Source organism: Pseudoxanthomonas sp. Soil82, from assembly GCF_040446535.1.
Lineage (GTDB): Bacteria > Pseudomonadota > Gammaproteobacteria > Xanthomonadales > Xanthomonadaceae > Pseudoxanthomonas > Pseudoxanthomonas kaohsiungensis.
This window is the reverse complement of sequence record NZ_JBEAAK010000004.1, coordinates 205,370-221,293: the sequence shown is the minus strand read 5'-3', so window position 1 is coordinate 221,293 and position 15,924 is coordinate 205,370. Positions and strand designations below refer to the sequence as shown.

General features: G+C 70.1%; 17 protein-coding genes. 7 read left to right on the top strand and 10 right to left on the bottom strand.

All coding sequences use genetic code 11. The features are described 5' to 3' along the window. Window positions 1–39: 39 nt before the first annotated feature. Window positions 40–381, top strand: coding sequence for a DUF3301 domain-containing protein (locus ABKA19_RS12385; protein ID WP_162376791.1), 342 nt, complete (start codon window positions 40–42; stop codon window positions 379–381). A 6-nt stretch (window positions 382–387) separates the two neighbouring features. On the opposite strand, the gene ABKA19_RS12380 is transcribed toward ABKA19_RS12385, so the two are convergent. The 6 genes from ABKA19_RS12380 to ABKA19_RS12355 form a co-directional block, all read right to left on the bottom strand. Further along, a complete protein-coding gene (locus tag ABKA19_RS12380; protein WP_353689157.1) occupies window positions 388–843 on the bottom strand; it encodes a ClpXP protease specificity-enhancing factor in 456 nt (151 codons plus the stop codon). Window positions 844–892: 49 nt separating this feature from the next. Then, window positions 893–1,528, bottom strand: coding sequence for a glutathione S-transferase N-terminal domain-containing protein (locus ABKA19_RS12375; protein ID WP_162376789.1), 636 nt, complete (start codon window positions 1,526–1,528; stop codon window positions 893–895). 154 nt (window positions 1,529–1,682) lie between these two features. Next, window positions 1,683–2,426, bottom strand: a complete 744-nt coding sequence (locus tag ABKA19_RS12370) for a cytochrome c1 (protein WP_353689156.1) — start codon at window positions 2,424–2,426, stop codon at window positions 1,683–1,685. Next, on the bottom strand, window positions 2,419–3,678 hold the full coding sequence (locus ABKA19_RS12365) for a cytochrome b (protein ID WP_353689155.1): 1,260 nt from the start codon (window positions 3,676–3,678) through the stop codon (window positions 2,419–2,421). Before ABKA19_RS12365 ends, ABKA19_RS12370 begins: the two co-directional genes overlap by 8 nt. 3 nt (window positions 3,679–3,681) lie before the next feature. Further along, entirely contained in the window at window positions 3,682–4,299 is a 618-nt protein-coding gene (gene petA, locus ABKA19_RS12360; RefSeq protein WP_353689154.1) for a ubiquinol-cytochrome c reductase iron-sulfur subunit, read from the bottom strand. Between the two features lie 151 nt (window positions 4,300–4,450). After that, complete coding sequence (locus ABKA19_RS12355) at window positions 4,451–5,362, bottom strand: lytic transglycosylase domain-containing protein (protein WP_353689153.1); 912 nt, start codon at window positions 5,360–5,362, stop codon at window positions 4,451–4,453. A gap of 150 nt (window positions 5,363–5,512) precedes the next feature. Here ABKA19_RS12355 and miaB point away from each other — a divergent pair, with 150 nt between their 5' ends. Continuing rightward, window positions 5,513–6,970, top strand: coding sequence for a tRNA (N6-isopentenyl adenosine(37)-C2)-methylthiotransferase MiaB (gene miaB, locus ABKA19_RS12350; protein WP_353689384.1), 1,458 nt, complete (start codon window positions 5,513–5,515; stop codon window positions 6,968–6,970). A 472-nt stretch (window positions 6,971–7,442) separates the two neighbouring features. Here the strand turns inward: miaB and ABKA19_RS12345 are convergent, their stop codons facing one another. The 4 genes from ABKA19_RS12345 to ABKA19_RS12330 form a co-directional block, all read right to left on the bottom strand. Next, a complete protein-coding gene (locus ABKA19_RS12345; RefSeq protein WP_353689152.1) occupies window positions 7,443–8,549 on the bottom strand; it encodes an ABC transporter permease in 1,107 nt (368 codons plus the stop codon). Continuing rightward, window positions 8,546–9,469 carry an ABC transporter ATP-binding protein gene (locus ABKA19_RS12340; protein ID WP_353689383.1) on the bottom strand — a complete coding sequence of 308 codons (924 nt, stop codon included), beginning with the start codon at window positions 9,467–9,469 and terminating at the stop codon, window positions 8,546–8,548. The genes ABKA19_RS12345 and ABKA19_RS12340 overlap by 4 nt, the downstream gene beginning before the upstream one ends. Before the next feature lie 46 nt (window positions 9,470–9,515). Further along, the gene (locus tag ABKA19_RS12335; RefSeq protein WP_353689151.1) at window positions 9,516–10,454 is read right to left on the bottom strand and encodes an HlyD family secretion protein; all 939 of its coding nucleotides are present in this window, start codon (window positions 10,452–10,454) and stop codon (window positions 9,516–9,518) included. A 73-nt stretch (window positions 10,455–10,527) separates the two neighbouring features. Further along, the gene (locus ABKA19_RS12330; protein WP_353689150.1) at window positions 10,528–11,247 is read right to left on the bottom strand and encodes a TetR/AcrR family transcriptional regulator; all 720 of its coding nucleotides are present in this window, start codon (window positions 11,245–11,247) and stop codon (window positions 10,528–10,530) included. Between the two features lie 135 nt (window positions 11,248–11,382). Between ABKA19_RS12330 and ABKA19_RS12325 the strand changes: the two genes are divergently transcribed. The 5 genes from ABKA19_RS12325 to ABKA19_RS12305 all read left to right on the top strand — a co-directional run bounded on the left by ABKA19_RS12325 (window position 11,383) and on the right by ABKA19_RS12305 (window position 15,653). Beyond that, entirely contained in the window at window positions 11,383–12,366 is a 984-nt protein-coding gene (locus ABKA19_RS12325; protein WP_162376781.1) for a PhoH family protein, read from the top strand. A gap of 40 nt (window positions 12,367–12,406) precedes the next feature. After that, on the top strand, window positions 12,407–12,877 hold the full coding sequence (ybeY, locus tag ABKA19_RS12320; RefSeq protein WP_353689149.1) for an rRNA maturation RNase YbeY: 471 nt from the start codon (window positions 12,407–12,409) through the stop codon (window positions 12,875–12,877). A gap of 7 nt (window positions 12,878–12,884) precedes the next feature. After that, window positions 12,885–13,490: a hypothetical protein gene (locus ABKA19_RS12315; RefSeq protein ID WP_353689148.1), complete on the top strand. Its 606-nt coding sequence runs from the start codon at window positions 12,885–12,887 to the stop codon at window positions 13,488–13,490. A 64-nt stretch (window positions 13,491–13,554) separates the two neighbouring features. After that, window positions 13,555–14,436 carry a CorC family transporter gene (locus tag ABKA19_RS12310; protein WP_162376778.1) on the top strand — a complete coding sequence of 294 codons (882 nt, stop codon included), beginning with the start codon at window positions 13,555–13,557 and terminating at the stop codon, window positions 14,434–14,436. 62 nt (window positions 14,437–14,498) lie between these two features. After that, entirely contained in the window at window positions 14,499–15,653 is a 1,155-nt protein-coding gene (locus ABKA19_RS12305) for a lipoprotein N-acyltransferase Lnb domain-containing protein (RefSeq protein WP_353689382.1), read from the top strand. Window positions 15,654–15,924 lie beyond the last annotated feature (271 nt).

Sequence of the window (15,924 nt, the reverse complement as noted above, 5' to 3'; positions counted from 1 at the left end):
CGGGTCGTGGCGCCTCGCCGCTTCCGCTAAAGTCCGGACATGCCCAGCCTGATCCTGCTGATGATCGCCGGTGCCGCCGTGTTCGCATGGTGGAACGCCTCGCGCGCGGCCGCCGAGCGCGCCGAGGCCCTCGGCCGCGACGCCTGCGCGGCCGCGGACGTGCAGTGGCTGGACCAGAGCGTGCACGCGATCGGCATGCGCCTGTACCGGCGCGAGGATGGCTGGCTCGGGCTCGAGCGCACCTTCCGCTTCGACTACTCGCACGATGGCGTCGAACGCCATAGCGGCCGCCTGGTCCTGCGCGGCGACCGGCTGGTGTCCTTCGTCGGACCGTCGTCGGGCGCGCACGTCATTCCGTTCGACCGCCCGCGCCGCGACTGAAGCGCGCTACTTCACCACGCGCAGGTGCGGACGCTTGCCCGCAGGCGGTTCCGCGGGGCCCGCCGGTGGCGTCGGCGCATCCGGCCCATCGCCGTCGGGACCGTCGTCGTCATGCGCGTGGGCGCCGCCCGCGCCCTCTTCCGGCAGGACCATGCCCTGGCCGGTCTCGCGTGCGTACACCGCGAGCACCGCGCCCACCGGCACGCTCACCGGCTGGCTCACGCCGCCGAACCGGGCGGTGAATTCGATCCATTCGTTGTCGATATTCAGGCCGACCACGGCGCGGTCGGCGATGTTCAGCACGACCTTGCCTTCGCGCACCGCGCCGGGCGGCACGCGTACGCCGGCCACGCCGGCATCCACCAGGATGTGCGGGGTCATCCCGTTGTCGTTGATCCACTCGGCCAAGGCCCGCAGCAGGTACGGGCGGTAGCTGGTCATGCGCGGCGCGTCATCGCTCATGCGGACAGTCTACGCTGCCACGGCGGGACCGGCCCGTCGCGGCGGCCGGTCAGGCCGGCATGTCGCGCAGCTTCTTTTCCTGGTCGGTCAGGCTGCGGACGAAGCCCGGGTTACGGAAGATGCGATTGCCGTAGTCCTCGATCGCCTTGCCGTCCTTGGGCAAGGGCACGTCCAGCGACTGCAGGCGCCAGATGATCGGCGCCATCGCGCAGTCGGCCAGGCTCATTTCCGGGTTGAGGAAGAACTTGCTGGCCTTGAACAGCGGCAGCGACTCGGTCAGGAGCTCCTTCAGGCGCTTGCGCCCGGCTTCGGCCTGCTGCTTGTTGCCCAGCTGGATCGCCTGCACCTGCGGCACCCAGTCGTGCTCGATGCGCAGCATGGCCAGGCGCAGGCGCGCGCGCGAGAGCGGATCGACCGGCATCAGCGGCGGGTGCGGGTAGCGCTCGTCGAGGTACTCGCTGACCACCGACGCGGCGTACAGCACCAGCTCGCGCTCGACCAGGGTCGGCACCGAGTGGTAGGGATTGAGGTGGATCAGGTCCTCGGGCGGGTTCTGCGCATCCACCGGGACCAGGTCGTATGTCACGCCCTTGGCCGCCAGGACCAGGCGGACGCGATGACAGAGGACATCATCGACGGACGAGAACAAAGTCAGGGTATTGCGCATGCGCACGCTCGCTGCCATCTGGCCTCCGACGGCCGGACTCCGCCGACCGTTGCGGCGCTGCCAGGCCCCTCGCCGGCAGTCGCCATAGTCCCCCGAGTGTGCCGGGGAGCGCCGGAGAAGCGCAAGGCCGGAAGCACCCGGTATACCCGGCCGCGCCCGCCGGCGCGCCGCGTCAGTGCACGTCGCTCCAGTATTCCTGCTTGAGCAGGTAGCCCAGGAAGGTCAGCAGCACCAGGAACAGGATCACCCACACGCCCATCGCCTGCCGCTTCAGCGCCGCCGGCTCGCCGGCGTACTCGAGGAAGTTGGTGATGTCGCGTACCGTCTGGTCGAACTCCACCGCCGACAGCCGCCCCGGGCCGGAGACCACCAGCCGCTCGGGATGGCGGGTGCCGGTCTCGTCGGGTTCGCCGAACTCGGCGTGCTGCAGGCCTTGCAGCTCCCACAGCGGGTTGGGCATGGAGGCGTTCGGGAACAACTGGTTGTTCCAGCCCAGCGGCCGCGATTCGTCGAGGTAGAACGACTTGAGGTAGGTGTAGATCCAGTCGCTGCCGCGCACGCGCGAGATCAGGCTCAGGTCCGGCGGCATCTTGCCGAACCACTCGGTGCCATCGGCATCGCGCATGGTGACCTGGATGTGCTCCCCGAACTTGGCGCCGGTGAAGTTCAGGTTCCCCATCACCTCTTCTTCGGTCAGGCCCAGGTCCTCGGCCATGCGCGAGTAGCGCAGGAACTTCAGCGAGTGGCAGCTGGAGCAGTAGTTCATGTACAGCTTGGCGCCGCGCTGCAGCGAGGCGCGGTCCGACAGGTCGTTCCCGGCCTGCTGCACGGGCCCGCCGGCGGCGGCCAGCGCCGCGGCGGAGAACAGCAGGCCGGCGGCGGCCGAGGCCAGCAGGGCAATCCACTTCTTAGTCATGCGTCGTCACCCGTTCCGGCACCGGCTTGGTCTTGTCCCACTTGGTCCACAGCGGCATGGTCAGGAAGAAAAGGAAGTAGTAGACCGTCAGGACACGCCCGACGATGGTCTCGACCGGGTCGGTACCCGGGCCGGCGCCGATCTTGCCCAGCCAGACGAAGCTGAAGGCGAACACCAGCAGCAGGGTCCACGACAGCTTGCCGCGGTAGCGGTACGACTTGACCTTGGCCCGGTCCAGCCACGGCAGGAAGAACAGCACGATGATCGCGCCGAACATCACCAGTACGCCGCCGAGCTTGTCCGGCACCACGCGCAACATCGCGTAGAACGGCGTGTAGTACCACACCGGCTTGATGTGCGCGGGCGTCACCAGGCGATTGGCCTCGGTGAAGTTGTCGTGCTCGAGGAACCAGCCGCCGAACGCCGGGGCGAAGAAGATGATAAAGGACGCGATGATCAGCATCGCGAACACGTAGAACGTGTCCTTGACGGTGTAGTACGGATGGAACGGCACGCCGTCGGCCGGGGCGGTCGGCGACCAGCGGTTGCCCTTCGGGCCCTTCTTGATCTCCACGCCGTCGGGGTTGTTCGAACCGACCTCGTGCAGCGCGCCCAGGTGCAGCACGACCAGCAGCAGCAGCACCAGCGGCAGCGCGATCACGTGCAGGGCGAAGAACCGGCCCAGGGTGGCGTCCGAGGGCAGGTAGTCGCCCATGATCCACTCGGTCAGGCCGCCGCCGATCACCGGGATCGCGCCGAACAGCGAGATGATCACCTTCGCGCCCCAGAACGACATCTGGCCCCACGGCAGCACGTAGCCCATGAAGGCCTCGGCCATCAGCACCAGGTAGATCAGCATGCCCAGGATCCACACCAGCTCGCGCGGCTTCTGGTACGAGCCGTACATCAGGCCACGGAACATGTGCAGGTAGACGACGATGAAGAACAGCGAGGCGCCGGTGCTGTGCATGTAGCGGATCAGCCAGCCCCACTCCACGTCGCGCATGATGTACTCGACCGAGGCGAAGGCTTCCGCCGCGCTCGGCTTGTAGTGCATCGTCAGGAAGATGCCGGTCACGATCTGGTTGACCAGCACCACCATCGACAGCACGCCGAAGATGTACCAGATGTTGAAGTTCTTGGGCGCGTAGTACTCGGACATGTGCTTCCGGTACATCGGCGCCAGCGCCGGTGCGCGCGCGTTGACCCAGTCCATCACGCCGGTGGCGGTGCGGGTGAAGATGTTCGCCATCGCTTACGCCCCCTGCGGATCGACGCCCACGACAATCGTGTTGTCGTCGGCGTAGTGGTGCGGCGGCACGACCAGGTTGGTCGGGGCCGGCACGCCCTGGAACACGCGCCCGGCCATGTCGAAGCGCGACTTGTGGCACGGGCAAAAGTAGCCGCCCTTCCATTCCGGGTCGAACGGCTCGGGCCGGATCTCGGCGGCCATCTCCGGCGAGCAGCCCAGGTGGGTGCACAAGCCGACCAGGACCGAGATCTCGGGCTTGAGCGAGCGCAGCTCCGGGTTGGCCTCCAGCACGTAGGCCGGCTGCTGGTCGGCGTTCTGCGACAGCGGATCGCGCAGGTGGCTGTCCAGGGTGGGCAGCGCCTCGAGGATCGCCTTGGAGCGCTTGACGATCCAGATCGGCTGGCCGCGCCACTCGAGGATCAGGCGCTGGCCCTCCTGGAGGGCGCTGATGTCGGCGGTCACCGGGGCACCGGCCAGGCGGGCCCGGGCGCTGGGGTTCCACGACTTGATGAACGGTACTGCGGCGAAACCTGCTCCGACGGCGCCGACCACTGCGGTGGTCGCGGTCAGGAACCGGCGTCGGCCCGTGTTTACGGGCTTGTGGACCTCATCGTTGGCCATCCGGCACTCCGAAAAACTTCTGCTTGGTAGCGTTGGCTGCCTGCGGTACGGGCCCCGTCGCCAGGAAGGCGCGCCGTCCGCAAAAGACGACGAAGTGTAACGGAAGCCTTAACAGGCGGACAATGGCACGGTCCGGGCCGTGCCACCGGCCTCACCGCGACGCCAGTACGCCCCGGTAGCGCTCGGCGAGCACGCCCACCCGCTGCACGTAGCGCTGGGTCTCGCTGTACGGGGGGACGCCCTTGTACCGGTCCACGGCGCCCTCGCCGGCGTTGTAGCCGGCCGCGGCCAGGGTCAGGTCGCCGTCGAAGCGCTTGAGCAGCCAGGCCAGGTACTGGACCCCGCCGCGGATGTTCTGGCCGGCGTCGTAGCTGTCGGCGACCCCGAACCGGCGGGCGGTGGCGGGCATCAGCTGCATCAGGCCCTGGGCCCCGGCATGCGAGAGCGCGGACGGGTTGTAGGCCGACTCGGCATGGATGATGGCGCGCACGATCGCCTCCTCGACCCCGAACTCGCGCGCGGCCGCGGCGATCTCCGCCTGGTAGGCGCTGGTATTCAGGCGCACGGTGGCAAAGCTCACCCCGGGATTGACCGCGCAGGCGTAGCAGGTCTCGATGAAGCTGTAGGCGACCGTGCGCACCTGGCTGGCGCCGGCGCCGCGGCCCGGCGGCCGGCTGCTGAAGTGGCGCACCCCGTCCTTCATGTACGAGTAGACCTGGCCGCTGACGCGCCGCTGCGGCGCGGCCGCCCGCTTCGTCGGCAGCGGCGCCGGAACGATCGCGTCGGTGCGGCTGGATGCCGGGACCAGGGTCGGCGCAGCGGAACCACCGGCCGACGCCGGGGCCGAAACGGTGGCCGCGGCCGGGACTGTCGCCGGCGGCGGTGCGCGGCGGCGGTCGGGCGTGTACTGGCTGAAGACCTTGCACTGCGCGCCGGGAATGCGCTTGTTGACGTAGCTGGACACCCCGTCCGCGCCGACGCAGCGGTACAGCGTGCCCGCACTGGCCGGCAGCGCGGCCAGCGCCAGCAGCATGGCGCCCGCTTTCCCCAACATCCCCTTCATGGCGCGGAGTCTCCCAGCTTCCCCGACCCTTGCCAAGCCGTTGTCCGACAAGCGGAAAAACGTGCCTTGGGTCGCGGATCGGACGCCCACCGGCGCCCGCCCCCGTTACAATGCGCGCCCCACCCGCCTGGATTAACCGCCATGACCGGGATGAACGCCACGCCGGACCTGCGTCCGGACGCCGCCATCGCGCCCGCCGCCGCCCCTGCCCCCGCCCTGGTCCCGCTGCCGGCCAGCGCCCCGCGCGCGATCCCCGGGGGCGCCCGCGGCAAGCTGTACATAAAGACCCACGGCTGCCAGATGAACGAGTACGACTCGGCCAAGATGGCCGACGTGCTCGCCGAGCACGAGGGGCTGGAACTGACCGACGACCCCGAAGAAGCCGACGTCGTCCTGGTCAACACCTGCTCGATCCGAGAGAAGGCGCAGGAGAAGGTGTTCAGCCAGCTCGGCCGCTGGAAGGCCCTCAAGAACAACGGCCGCGAAGTGATCATCGGCGTCGGCGGCTGCGTGGCCTCGCAGGAAGGCGAGGCGATCGTCAAGCGCGCGCCGTACGTGGACCTGGTGTTCGGCCCGCAGACCCTGCACCGGCTGCCCGAACTCATCCGCGCCCGCCGCGAACAGGACCGCCCGCAGGTCGACATCAGCTTCCCGGAGATCGAGAAGTTCGACCGCCTGCCCGAGCCGCGCGCCGAAGGTCCCAGTGCGTTCGTCTCGATCATGGAGGGCTGCTCCAAGTACTGCTCGTTCTGCGTGGTGCCCTATACCCGCGGCACCGAGGTCAGCCGCCCGTTCGAGGACGTGCTGGTCGAAGTCGCGCAACTGGCTGCCCAGGGCGTGCGCGAGATCAACCTACTGGGCCAGAACGTCAATGCCTATCGCGGGCCCATGGATGGCACCGACGAGCTGGCCGACCTGGGCCTGCTGATCCGCACCATCGCCCAGATCGAGGGCATCGGCCGGATCCGCTTCACCACTTCGCACCCGCTGGAGTTCTCCGACTCGCTGGTGGAGGCCTACCGCGACGTGCCGCAGCTGGCCAACTACCTGCACCTGCCGGTCCAGGCCGGCAGCGATCGCGTACTGAGCGCGATGAAGCGCGGCTACACCGCGCTGGAGTTCAAGCAGAAGATCCGCAAGCTGCGCGCGGTGCGCCCGGACATCTCGATCAGCTCGGACTTCATCGTCGGTTTCCCCGGCGAGACCGACGCGGACTTCGACAAGACCATGAAGCTGATCGAGGACGTGGGCTTCGACCAGAGCTTCTCCTTCATCTATTCGCGCCGCCCCGGCACCCCGGCCGCCGACCTGGAAGACGACACGCCCGAGGCGGTCAAGCACGCGCGGCTGGAACGCCTGCAAAAGCACATCAACGAGTACGCCGCCGGCATCTCGCGGCGGATGGTCGGCAGCGTGCAGTCGGTGCTGGTCGAAGGCCCCTCGAAGAAGAATCCCGACGAGCTGACCGGCAAGACCGAGAACATGCGCTCGGTGAACTTCCCCGGTCACCGGCGCCTGGTCGGCCAGTTCGTCGACGTGCTCATCACCGAGGCGCTGACCAACTCGCTGCGCGGGCGGGTGGTGACCGACCGCGACGTGGCGGCCTGAGACCTCACAAGGCGTTCAAGGCAGGAGCGCCAGCTCCGGACGGGGCCGCCGTGCCTCCGCTATCCGGTGCACCGCTCGGCCGGACATCCCTGTCCGTACTCGCGGCCGTGGCACATCCCTGTGCCACTTGCCCCGGATAGCGGAGACACGGCGTCCTCTTGCAACGTCGCGATCATCGCTTCTCCCACCTTGGCGAAAAGCTAATGCGCGACCGCGCCAGCCGTCAGCCTTCTTGGAACCTGCGAAGAAGCCTTGGCCTCACAGCCCGCAGAAGACGCGGCGGGCCGGGGGTGTCGTAGCAGCGGCCATGGATGGCCGCGGTAGCGAGTGCGTACAGGGATGTACGCCCGAGCGGCTACGACACCCCCGGCCTGCCGCGGCTCCACCCGAAGCCCGCCAGACCAGCGCCGTTGCCTTGCCTTTGCCGTCGCCTTTACACGCACGCTCAAAGCGCGCAGCAACCTCACCCCGTTCAATCCAGCCGCTTGCGGAACCGCAGGATCGCCGTGGTCATCATCACCGTGGTGAAGGCCACCAGCGCCAGCACGTCCGGCCACAGCTCCCACAGGCTGGCGCCCCGCAGCATGATCCCGCGTACCAGGCGCAGGAAGTGGGTCAGCGGCAGCAGCTCGGCGATCCACTGCACCACCGCCGGCATGCCCGCGAACGGGAACATAAAGCCGGACAGCAGGATCGAGGGCAGGAAAACGAAAAAAGTGATCTGCATGGCCTGGAACTGCGACCTGGCCTGGGTCGAGATCAGCAGCCCCAGCGCCAGGTTGGCCACGATCAGCAGCACCGCGGCCAGGTACACGTGCAGCACATGCCCGACCATCGGCACCTGGAACAGCCACAGGCCCAGCAGCAGCACCAGCGTGGTCTGCACCAGGCCGATGACGACGTACGGCAGCACCTTGCCGACCATCAGCTCGGCGCTGCTGACCGGCGTGGCGATCAGCAGCTCCATGTTGCCGCGTTCGCGCTCGCGCACGATCGACACACCGGTGAACAGGACCATGGTCATGGTCAGGATCACGCCTACCAGCCCCGGCACGATGTTCACCGCCGAGCGCCGTTCGGGATTGAAGAACGCGACCACGCTGATCGGCGCCTGCGACAGCAGCCGCGTCGCCGGCGAAGCCGCCCCTGCCGTGTCGGCCACGGGCACCTGCGCCAGCTGGGCGGCCGCGCTCTGCATGGCGTTGTCGCTGCCGTCGACCAGGATCTGCACCTGTTCACGGCCCTCGGCACGGCGGCGCTCGAAGTCGGCCGGGATCACGATCCCGATCCCGATCTCGCCGCGGCGGATCGCATCCATCAGCTGTTGCGGGGTCTGCTCGAAGCGCACCGGCTTCACCACCGTGGTGGCGACGATGTCCATCACCAGCGCGCGCGAGGCGGCGGTACCGGCCTGGTCGGCGATCCCGGCCGGCAGGTCGCGCAGGTTGGTGTTGATCGCATAGCCGAACAGCAGCAGCTGCATCACCGGGATGCCGACGATCATGGCCAGGGTGATCCGGTCGCGGCGCATCTGCCGCAACTCCTTGAGCATCACCGCCCAGAGCCGACGCCCGTTCACGCCGCCTCCTCCGCCAGGCGCCGGCGCGTCGCCGATACGAACACGTCCTCCAGGCTCGGCGCGACCGGCTCCACCTGCGCTTGCATGCCGGCCTCGTGCAGCGCCGCGTCCACGCCGTCGGCGGCGCCGGCCGTGCCGTCGAGCAGCACCCGCAGGCTGTTGCCGATCTGGGCCACGCTGACCACGCCGGGCGCGCCGACCAGCGCGGCCCTGGCGCGCCGCGGCTCGGCGGCCTGCACCGCCAGCGTGCGCCCCGCCAGCGCACCGGTCAGCTCGGCCGGCGAGCCGTCGGCGACGAGCACGCCACGGTCCAGGATCGCCAGCCGGTGGCAGCGCTCGGCTTCGTCCATGTAATGGGTGGACACCAGCAGCGTGGTGCCCGCGTCGGCCAGTTCGAACAGCTTCTCCCAGAAGTCGCGCCGCGATTCGGGATCGACCGCGCTGGTGGGTTCGTCCAGGAACAGCAGCTCGGGCTCGTGGATCACCGCACCGGCCAGGGCCAGGCGCTGCTTCTGGCCGCCGCTCATGGTGCCGGCCAACTGCTTCTGCCGGTCGGTGAAGTGGTACTGCTCGACCAGCTGGTCGATCCGCCGGCGCGCGCGGTCCCTGGGCAGGTCCTGCACGGCGGCCAGGAACTCCAGGTTCTCGCGCACGCTCAGGTCCTCGAACAGCGAGAACTTCTGGGTCATGTAGCCGATGCGGCTGCGCAGTGCCTCGGCCTGCTCCGGGATGCGCAGCCCGAGCACCTCGATCTGGCCTTCGCTCGGCGTGAGCAGGCCGCAGAGCATGCGGATGGTGGTCGACTTGCCCGAGCCGTTGGGCCCGAGGAATCCGTAGACATTGCGCCGCGGCACCTGCAGGTCGACGTGGTCGACCGCGACCAGTGCGCCGAAACGCCGCGTGAGGCCGCGTGCGCGGATAGCGATGCCGTCGCCAGCCGACGCCGGCGGTGCCGCGGCTGGCACGTCAGGGGACGCCATCGAATTCCACCCGCACCGGCAGGCCGGCCGGCAGGCCCGCCGCCTCGGCCTCCAGCGCCACCTCGGCCAGGTAGCTCAGCCGCGCCGCGTCGCGCCCGGTCAGGGCGTAGTACGGCGTGAACACCGGCTCGCTGCGGATCATGCGCACGCGGCCGGCGTAGTCGGCGGGCCGGCCGCCTTCGACATGCACGCGCACAGTGTCGCCGACCTTCACCCGCGCACGCAGCGGCTCAGGCACGTAGATTCGCGCGTGCGGAGCTTCGCCGACCAGCAGCACCGCCAGCGGAGCCCCGATCGGCGCCTGGTCGCCGAGCCGGTACGGCAGGCTGTCCACGCGGCCGTCGCGTGGCGCGGCAACCTCAAGCTTGTCCAGCAGCGCTTCCAGGTCGCTCGCATGCGCCTGCGCACCCGCCAATGCCGCCTCGCCCTGCCCCAGTTGTTCCTTGCGGGTGCCTCGCTCCAGTTCCAGCAACGCCTGCCGGGCGGCGGCCACCTGCGCTTGCGCGTTGTCCGCGTCGGCGCGCGCGCGATCGACCATCGCCGCCGAGACCAGTTGCTGGCGACCCAGCGGCTGCAGGCGCGTGTAATAGGTGCTGGCGTCCTTGGCCTGCGCCTGGGCGGCGACCAGTTCGGCGCGCGCCCGGGCGATGGCCTCGGTGCGCGGACCGGCCTGCAGTTCGGCCAGCGCCTGGCCGCTTTGCTGCGCCTGGGCACGGGCGACTTCCAGCTGCGCCCGGGTACGCACCGGATCCAGCCGCAGCAGGACATCGCCGGCCTTCACCGCCTGCCCCTCGCGCACCTGCACCTCCACGATCCGCTCGGCGACCGGTGCCGGCAGCGCGATCCGGTCCCACTCCAGCGTGCCCAGGGCCTGCGGCGCTTCGCGCCCGCACGCGGCCAGCGCAAGGCAGGCGAGCAGGGTCACGGGTCGGATCAGGCCGAAGCGGACCCGCTCAGGTCGGACCAGATCGGGTCGGATCGGATCGGATCGCTCGAGTTCATGCATCGGGAAGCTCCAGGCCACGGTCGAGCAGCGCCAGCGCATGCCGGCGCAGGTCGTCCACGCCGAGGTCGTCGGCGTCGAACAGCCGGCGCCAGATCGGCGCGCCGGCGGCGGGAAACAGGGTCAGGCCGATCAGCGACACCATCAGCAGGCGCGGATCGAGGTCGGGATTGAGCTCGCCGCGTTGCTGCGCTGCCGCGAAGCGGGTCGCCATGAGCTGGGCGATCGGCGGCGCCACGCGTTCGGTGAGCAGGCCGCGCAGTGCGCCGCCCTCGCTGACCACCTCGCGCACCCACAGCGGCGGCAACCACGGGTGGCGGGCGATCACCGCGGCCATGCCGTTGACGAACGCGGCCACGAGCGCGGCGATGTCGTCGTCGACGCGCTGCAGCGACTCGCGCAGCGGCGCGGTGGCTGGCAGCACGCGCTCGTCCACGACCGCGTCGAGCAACTGGGCGCGGTCGCCGAAGTAGTAGTGGAGCAGCGCGGGGGTTACCTCCGCATGGCGGGCGATGTCGCGCAGGGAGGTCGCGGCGATGCCATTGGCCGCATAGCAGGCCAGCGCCGAATCGAGCAGGCGCGGGCGCAGGTCGGGAGCATCGGGACCGGGGCGTCCGCGCGCGCGCCGCGGCGCGCGCGCCGGTGCGGCGGGCTTGGCCGACCTGGTGGCCGGGGAGCGCTTGCCGCGCGAAGGCGGTGGGGTCGTGGCTGGCATGGCGGCATATTTAATCCTACGATTAATTAATTGCAAGCACCGTTCGTCGGGCGCCTCGCTTGGCCCCCCGGCGCCCGCGCGCTACCCTCTCCTCCCCGCTCCCGCCGACATCCGCACGACCCACGCGTGCGAACCATGCCCGCCCTCTCCCGACGCGATTTCACCCTCGAACCCGCCGATACCGAGCGCCTGGCCAACCTGGCCGGTCCGTTCGACGAACACCTGCGCCAGATCGAACTGCGCCTGGGCGTGGAGATCGCCAACCGTGGCAACGTCTACCGCGTCAGCGGCGACGAGGACGCGGCCGCCAGCGCCGAGCACCTGCTGCGCGCGCTCTACGCCGAGACGGCCGAGACCACCTTCGACAGCCACGCCATCCACCTGCGCCTGAACGAGGCCAACGTCGACCAGCTCGACGACGACGGCTACCAGCCGCAGGACGTGGCCGTGCGCGTGCGCCGCGGCACGATCCGCGGCCGTGGCGCCAACCAGGCGCGCTACCTGCACGCCATCGCCAGCCACGACATCAACTTCGGCATCGGCCCGGCCGGTACCGGCAAGACCTTCCTGGCCGTGGCCATGGCCGTGGATGCGCTGAACGAATCGCGCGTGCAGCGGCTGGTGCTGGTCCGCCCGGCGGTGGAAGCCGGCGAGAAGCTCGGTTTCCTGCCCGGCGACCTCACCCAGAAGGTCGACCCCTACCTGCGCCCGCTGTACGACGCCCTGTACGAGATGCTCGGCGTGGAGAAGGTGGTCAAGCTGCTGGAGAAGAACGTCATCGAGATCGCGCCGCTGGCATACATGCGCGGACGCACGCTCAACGACGCGTTCGTGATCCTCGACGAGGCGCAGAACACCACCATCGAGCAGATGAAGATGTTCCTGACCCGGCTGGGCTTCGGCAGCACCGCGGTGGTCACCGGCGACATGACCCAGATCGACCTGCCCAAGCACGTGAAGTCCGGCCTGAAGGACGCGATCGACGTGCTGCGCGGCGTGGAAGGCGTGAGCTTCACCTTCTTCGAGGCACGCGACGTGGTCCGCCATCCGCTGGTGGCGCGCATCGTCAACGCCTACGACCGCCGCGACGCGCAGGACCGGGAGACCGGGCCGGCATGAATCCCCTACCCCCGCTGTCCGGCACCGGCAGGAGCCCGCCATGACCAAGGGTCCCGTGCGCCTCGACGTCTCCGTCAGCTACGCCGCCCCGCGCACCGGGGTGCCGGCGGCGACCAGTTTCCGCAAGTGGGTCGCCGCCGCGCTCAGGGGCCGCATCCGCGAGGCCGACCTGGCGATCCGCATCGTCGGCGCCAAGGAAGGACGCGCGCTGAACCGCCACTACCGCGGCAAGGACTATGCGACGAACGTGCTCAGCTTCCCGGCCGAACTGCCCGAAGGCGTGAAGATGCCGCTGCTGGGCGACCTGGTGATCTGCGCGCCGGTGGTGGCGCGCGAGGCGAAGGAACAGCGCAAGCCGGCGGTCGCGCACTACGCGCACCTGACCGTCCACGGCGTCCTGCACCTGCTGGGCTGGGACCACGACGACGACAAGGAAGCCGAGGCGATGGAGCAGCTCGAGCGCGACATCCTCGCCGAACTCGGCCTGCCCGATCCCTATGCGGAGGAATGAACCGCCCATGCTGCGCACCGCCCTGCTCGCCTTCGCCATATCTCCCGCCGCCGGCGCCGCCGCGGACGGCGCCGCCACGAAGGCAGCGGCCCCGGACCTGTCCGCGCTGATCGAATGCCGTCTCGGGCACGCCGACTTCATGGCCTACATGCCGGTGCTGCAGGACCCGTTGAAGGCGGTGGCGCTGGGCTGGCGGCCGCTGCCGCAGTCCAATCCGTTCATGGTCGAGTACCGCTTGAACGCGCCCGTGACCGTGTTCGGCCGCAGCAGCGACCACATCGCCTTCGCCGGCGAAGGCGTGGTGGCGGTGCTCGACCTGCCCGATCCGCGCGTGCTGGCGCGCGAGCTGCAGCTGGAAACGGCGATCGACACGCCGCAGAAGGTACTGGCGGGCAAGGAAGCGCGCGCCACCGTGCTCGACGGGCCGGATGGCAGCCCCGGCTGGGTCGAAACCGCCGTGATCACCGCCTCCAACGTCGACTCGCATCCGGGCCAGACCCTGGCCGGCTGCAGCTACAGCCTGGATGCCCCCGAACCGGCGGAACCTGCCGAGCCGGCCGCCGCCCCCGCCACCACCGCGGCGCCCTCGCCCGGCGGCGCCCAACCGCGCTAGACTTCCGTGACGGCGCCCGGGTTGCCGGGCCGCCGCATTCCCACCGCGCAGTTCTCTCCAACGAATGTCCGAAGACGACAGTAGTCGCACCGCGCCGGAGCCGCATGAGCGCCGGCGCTCATGGCTGGAGCGGATCAGTTCCGCGTTCTCCGGCGAACCCGACACGCGCGAGGAACTCGTCGCGATCCTCCGCGATGCCCAGGGCGACGGCCTGATCGACGCCGACACGCTGCGGATGATGGAAGGCGCGATCTCGGTGTCGGAACTGACCGTGGGCGACGTGATGGTCTCGCGCTCGCAGATGGTCTCGCTGCCGGCCAGCGCCCGGTTCCTCGACCTGATGAAGCAGGTGGTCGAGTCCGGCCACTCGCGCTTCCCGGTTCACGGCGACGACCGCGACGAGATCCTCGGCATCCTGCTGGCCAAGGACCTGCTGCGCGGCGTGGTGGCCGACAACGGCCCCGGCGACATCCACGGCCTGCTGCGCCCGGCGGTGCTGATCCCGGAATCCAAGAAGCTCAATCTGCTGCTGAAGGAATTCCGCCTCTCGCGCAACCACATGGCGATCGTGGTCGACGAGTACGGCGGCGTCGCCGGCCTGGTCACGATCGAGGACGTGCTCGAGCAGATCGTCGGCAAGATCGACGACGAGCACGACGACGCCGAGGACGACAGCGCGCTGATCGCCGCCCAGGCCGACGGCCAGTACGTGGTCGACGCGCTCACCCCGATCGGCGATTTCAACGAGCGCTTCGGCGCCGGTTTCCCGGACGACGAATACGACACCATCGGTGGCCTGGTCACCGAGGCGATCGGCCACCTGCCCGAGGTCGGCGAGGAGCTGACGCTGGACCGCTTCGAGTTCCGCGTGATCCGTGCCGATGCGCGCCGCGTGCGCGCGTTCCAGGTGGCGGTGATGGCGCCGGACCCGCAGGACGCCGACTGATGCGGCTGCACGACGGGCGCCGGCCACGTTGGCCGGCCGTGCTGGCCCGACCGCTCGCCTGGATGCTGGTGCTGGCGATGTTGCTGGCGATGCCACCGCTGGCGCTGGCCGCCGCCGCGCCGCGGATCGGGGTGATGACGATGCAACCGGGCGAGGTGTTCTTCGAACGCTTCGGCCACGACGCGATCGTGGTCGTGGACCCGGACAGCGGCGAGGCGGTCTCGTACAACTTCGGCTTCTTCGATCCGTCGGAGCCGGACTTCCTGTCGCGCTTCATCCGCGGCGAGATGATGTACCACCTGGTCGCGCTGCCGGCCACGCAGGACCTGGCGCAGTACCAGGCGGCCGGTCGCGGCGTGAGCATGCAGTGGCTGGACCTGGAACCGGACCAGGCGCGCGCGCTCGCCGCCCTGCTCGCCGAACGTGCCAGGCCCGAGAACTCGCGCTACCGCTACGACTACTTCACCGCCAACTGCGCCACCCAGGTACGCGACGCGCTCGATACCGCGATGGGCGGCGCACTGAAGGCGCAGCTGGCCGGACGTTCGCGCGGCAATACCTATCGCAGCGAGGCGGTACGCCTGGCCAGCCCGGCGCCATGGATGTGGCTGGGCTTCGACCTCGGGCTGGGGCCTTACGCCGACCGCGCGCTGTCGCGCTGGGAGGAGGCCTTCGTGCCGATGCGCCTGGCCGACAGCCTGCGCGAGGCGCGCAACCGCCAGGGCCGGCCGCTGGTCCAGTCCGAACAGGAACTGCTGCCGCACCTGATCGCGCCAGAGCCGGTCGAGGCGCCGCGGCGCTGGTGGCCCTGGCTGCTGGCCGGCCTGTCGCTCGCCGCGGCGATCTTCGCGGCGCGCCGCCGTCCTCGCCTGCTCGCCGGATTCGCGCTGCCGCTATGGGTGCTGTGCGGACTGGCCGGCGCGCTGCTGGTGTTCCTGTGGGGCTTCACCGCGCACCAGGCGGGCTGGGCCAACCGCAACCTGTTCCTGCTCAGTCCGCTGTGCCTGCTGCTGCTGCCGGGCGCGATCGCCCTGCTGCGCCGGCGCGCACCCGGGCGGCTGTTCCGCCCGCTGCTGTGGGCGGTGGCCGCGATCGCGATGCTCGGCTGGATCCTGCAGTGGCTGAGCCTGCAGCCGCAGTACAACCTGTCGTGGATCGCGCTGCTGCTGCCGGTCCACGTGGCCCTGGCACTGGCCCTGGGGCGTCGCTCCCGGTAGGAGCCGATCCTCATCGGCGACCCGGCGCCCGTCGGCACGGGCGACGGCCTCGTTGGGCCGGCGACCCGGTCGCCCATGAGGATGGGCTCCTACACGGGCGTCGACCGTCGCGGTGGTAGGAGCCGATCCTCATCGGCGACCCGGCGTCGTCGGCGCGGGCGACGCCCTCGTTGGGCCGGCGACCCGGTCGCCCATGAGGATGGGCTCCTACACGGGCGTCCACCGTCGCGGCGGTAGGAGCCGATCCTCATCGGCGACCCGGCGCCGTCGG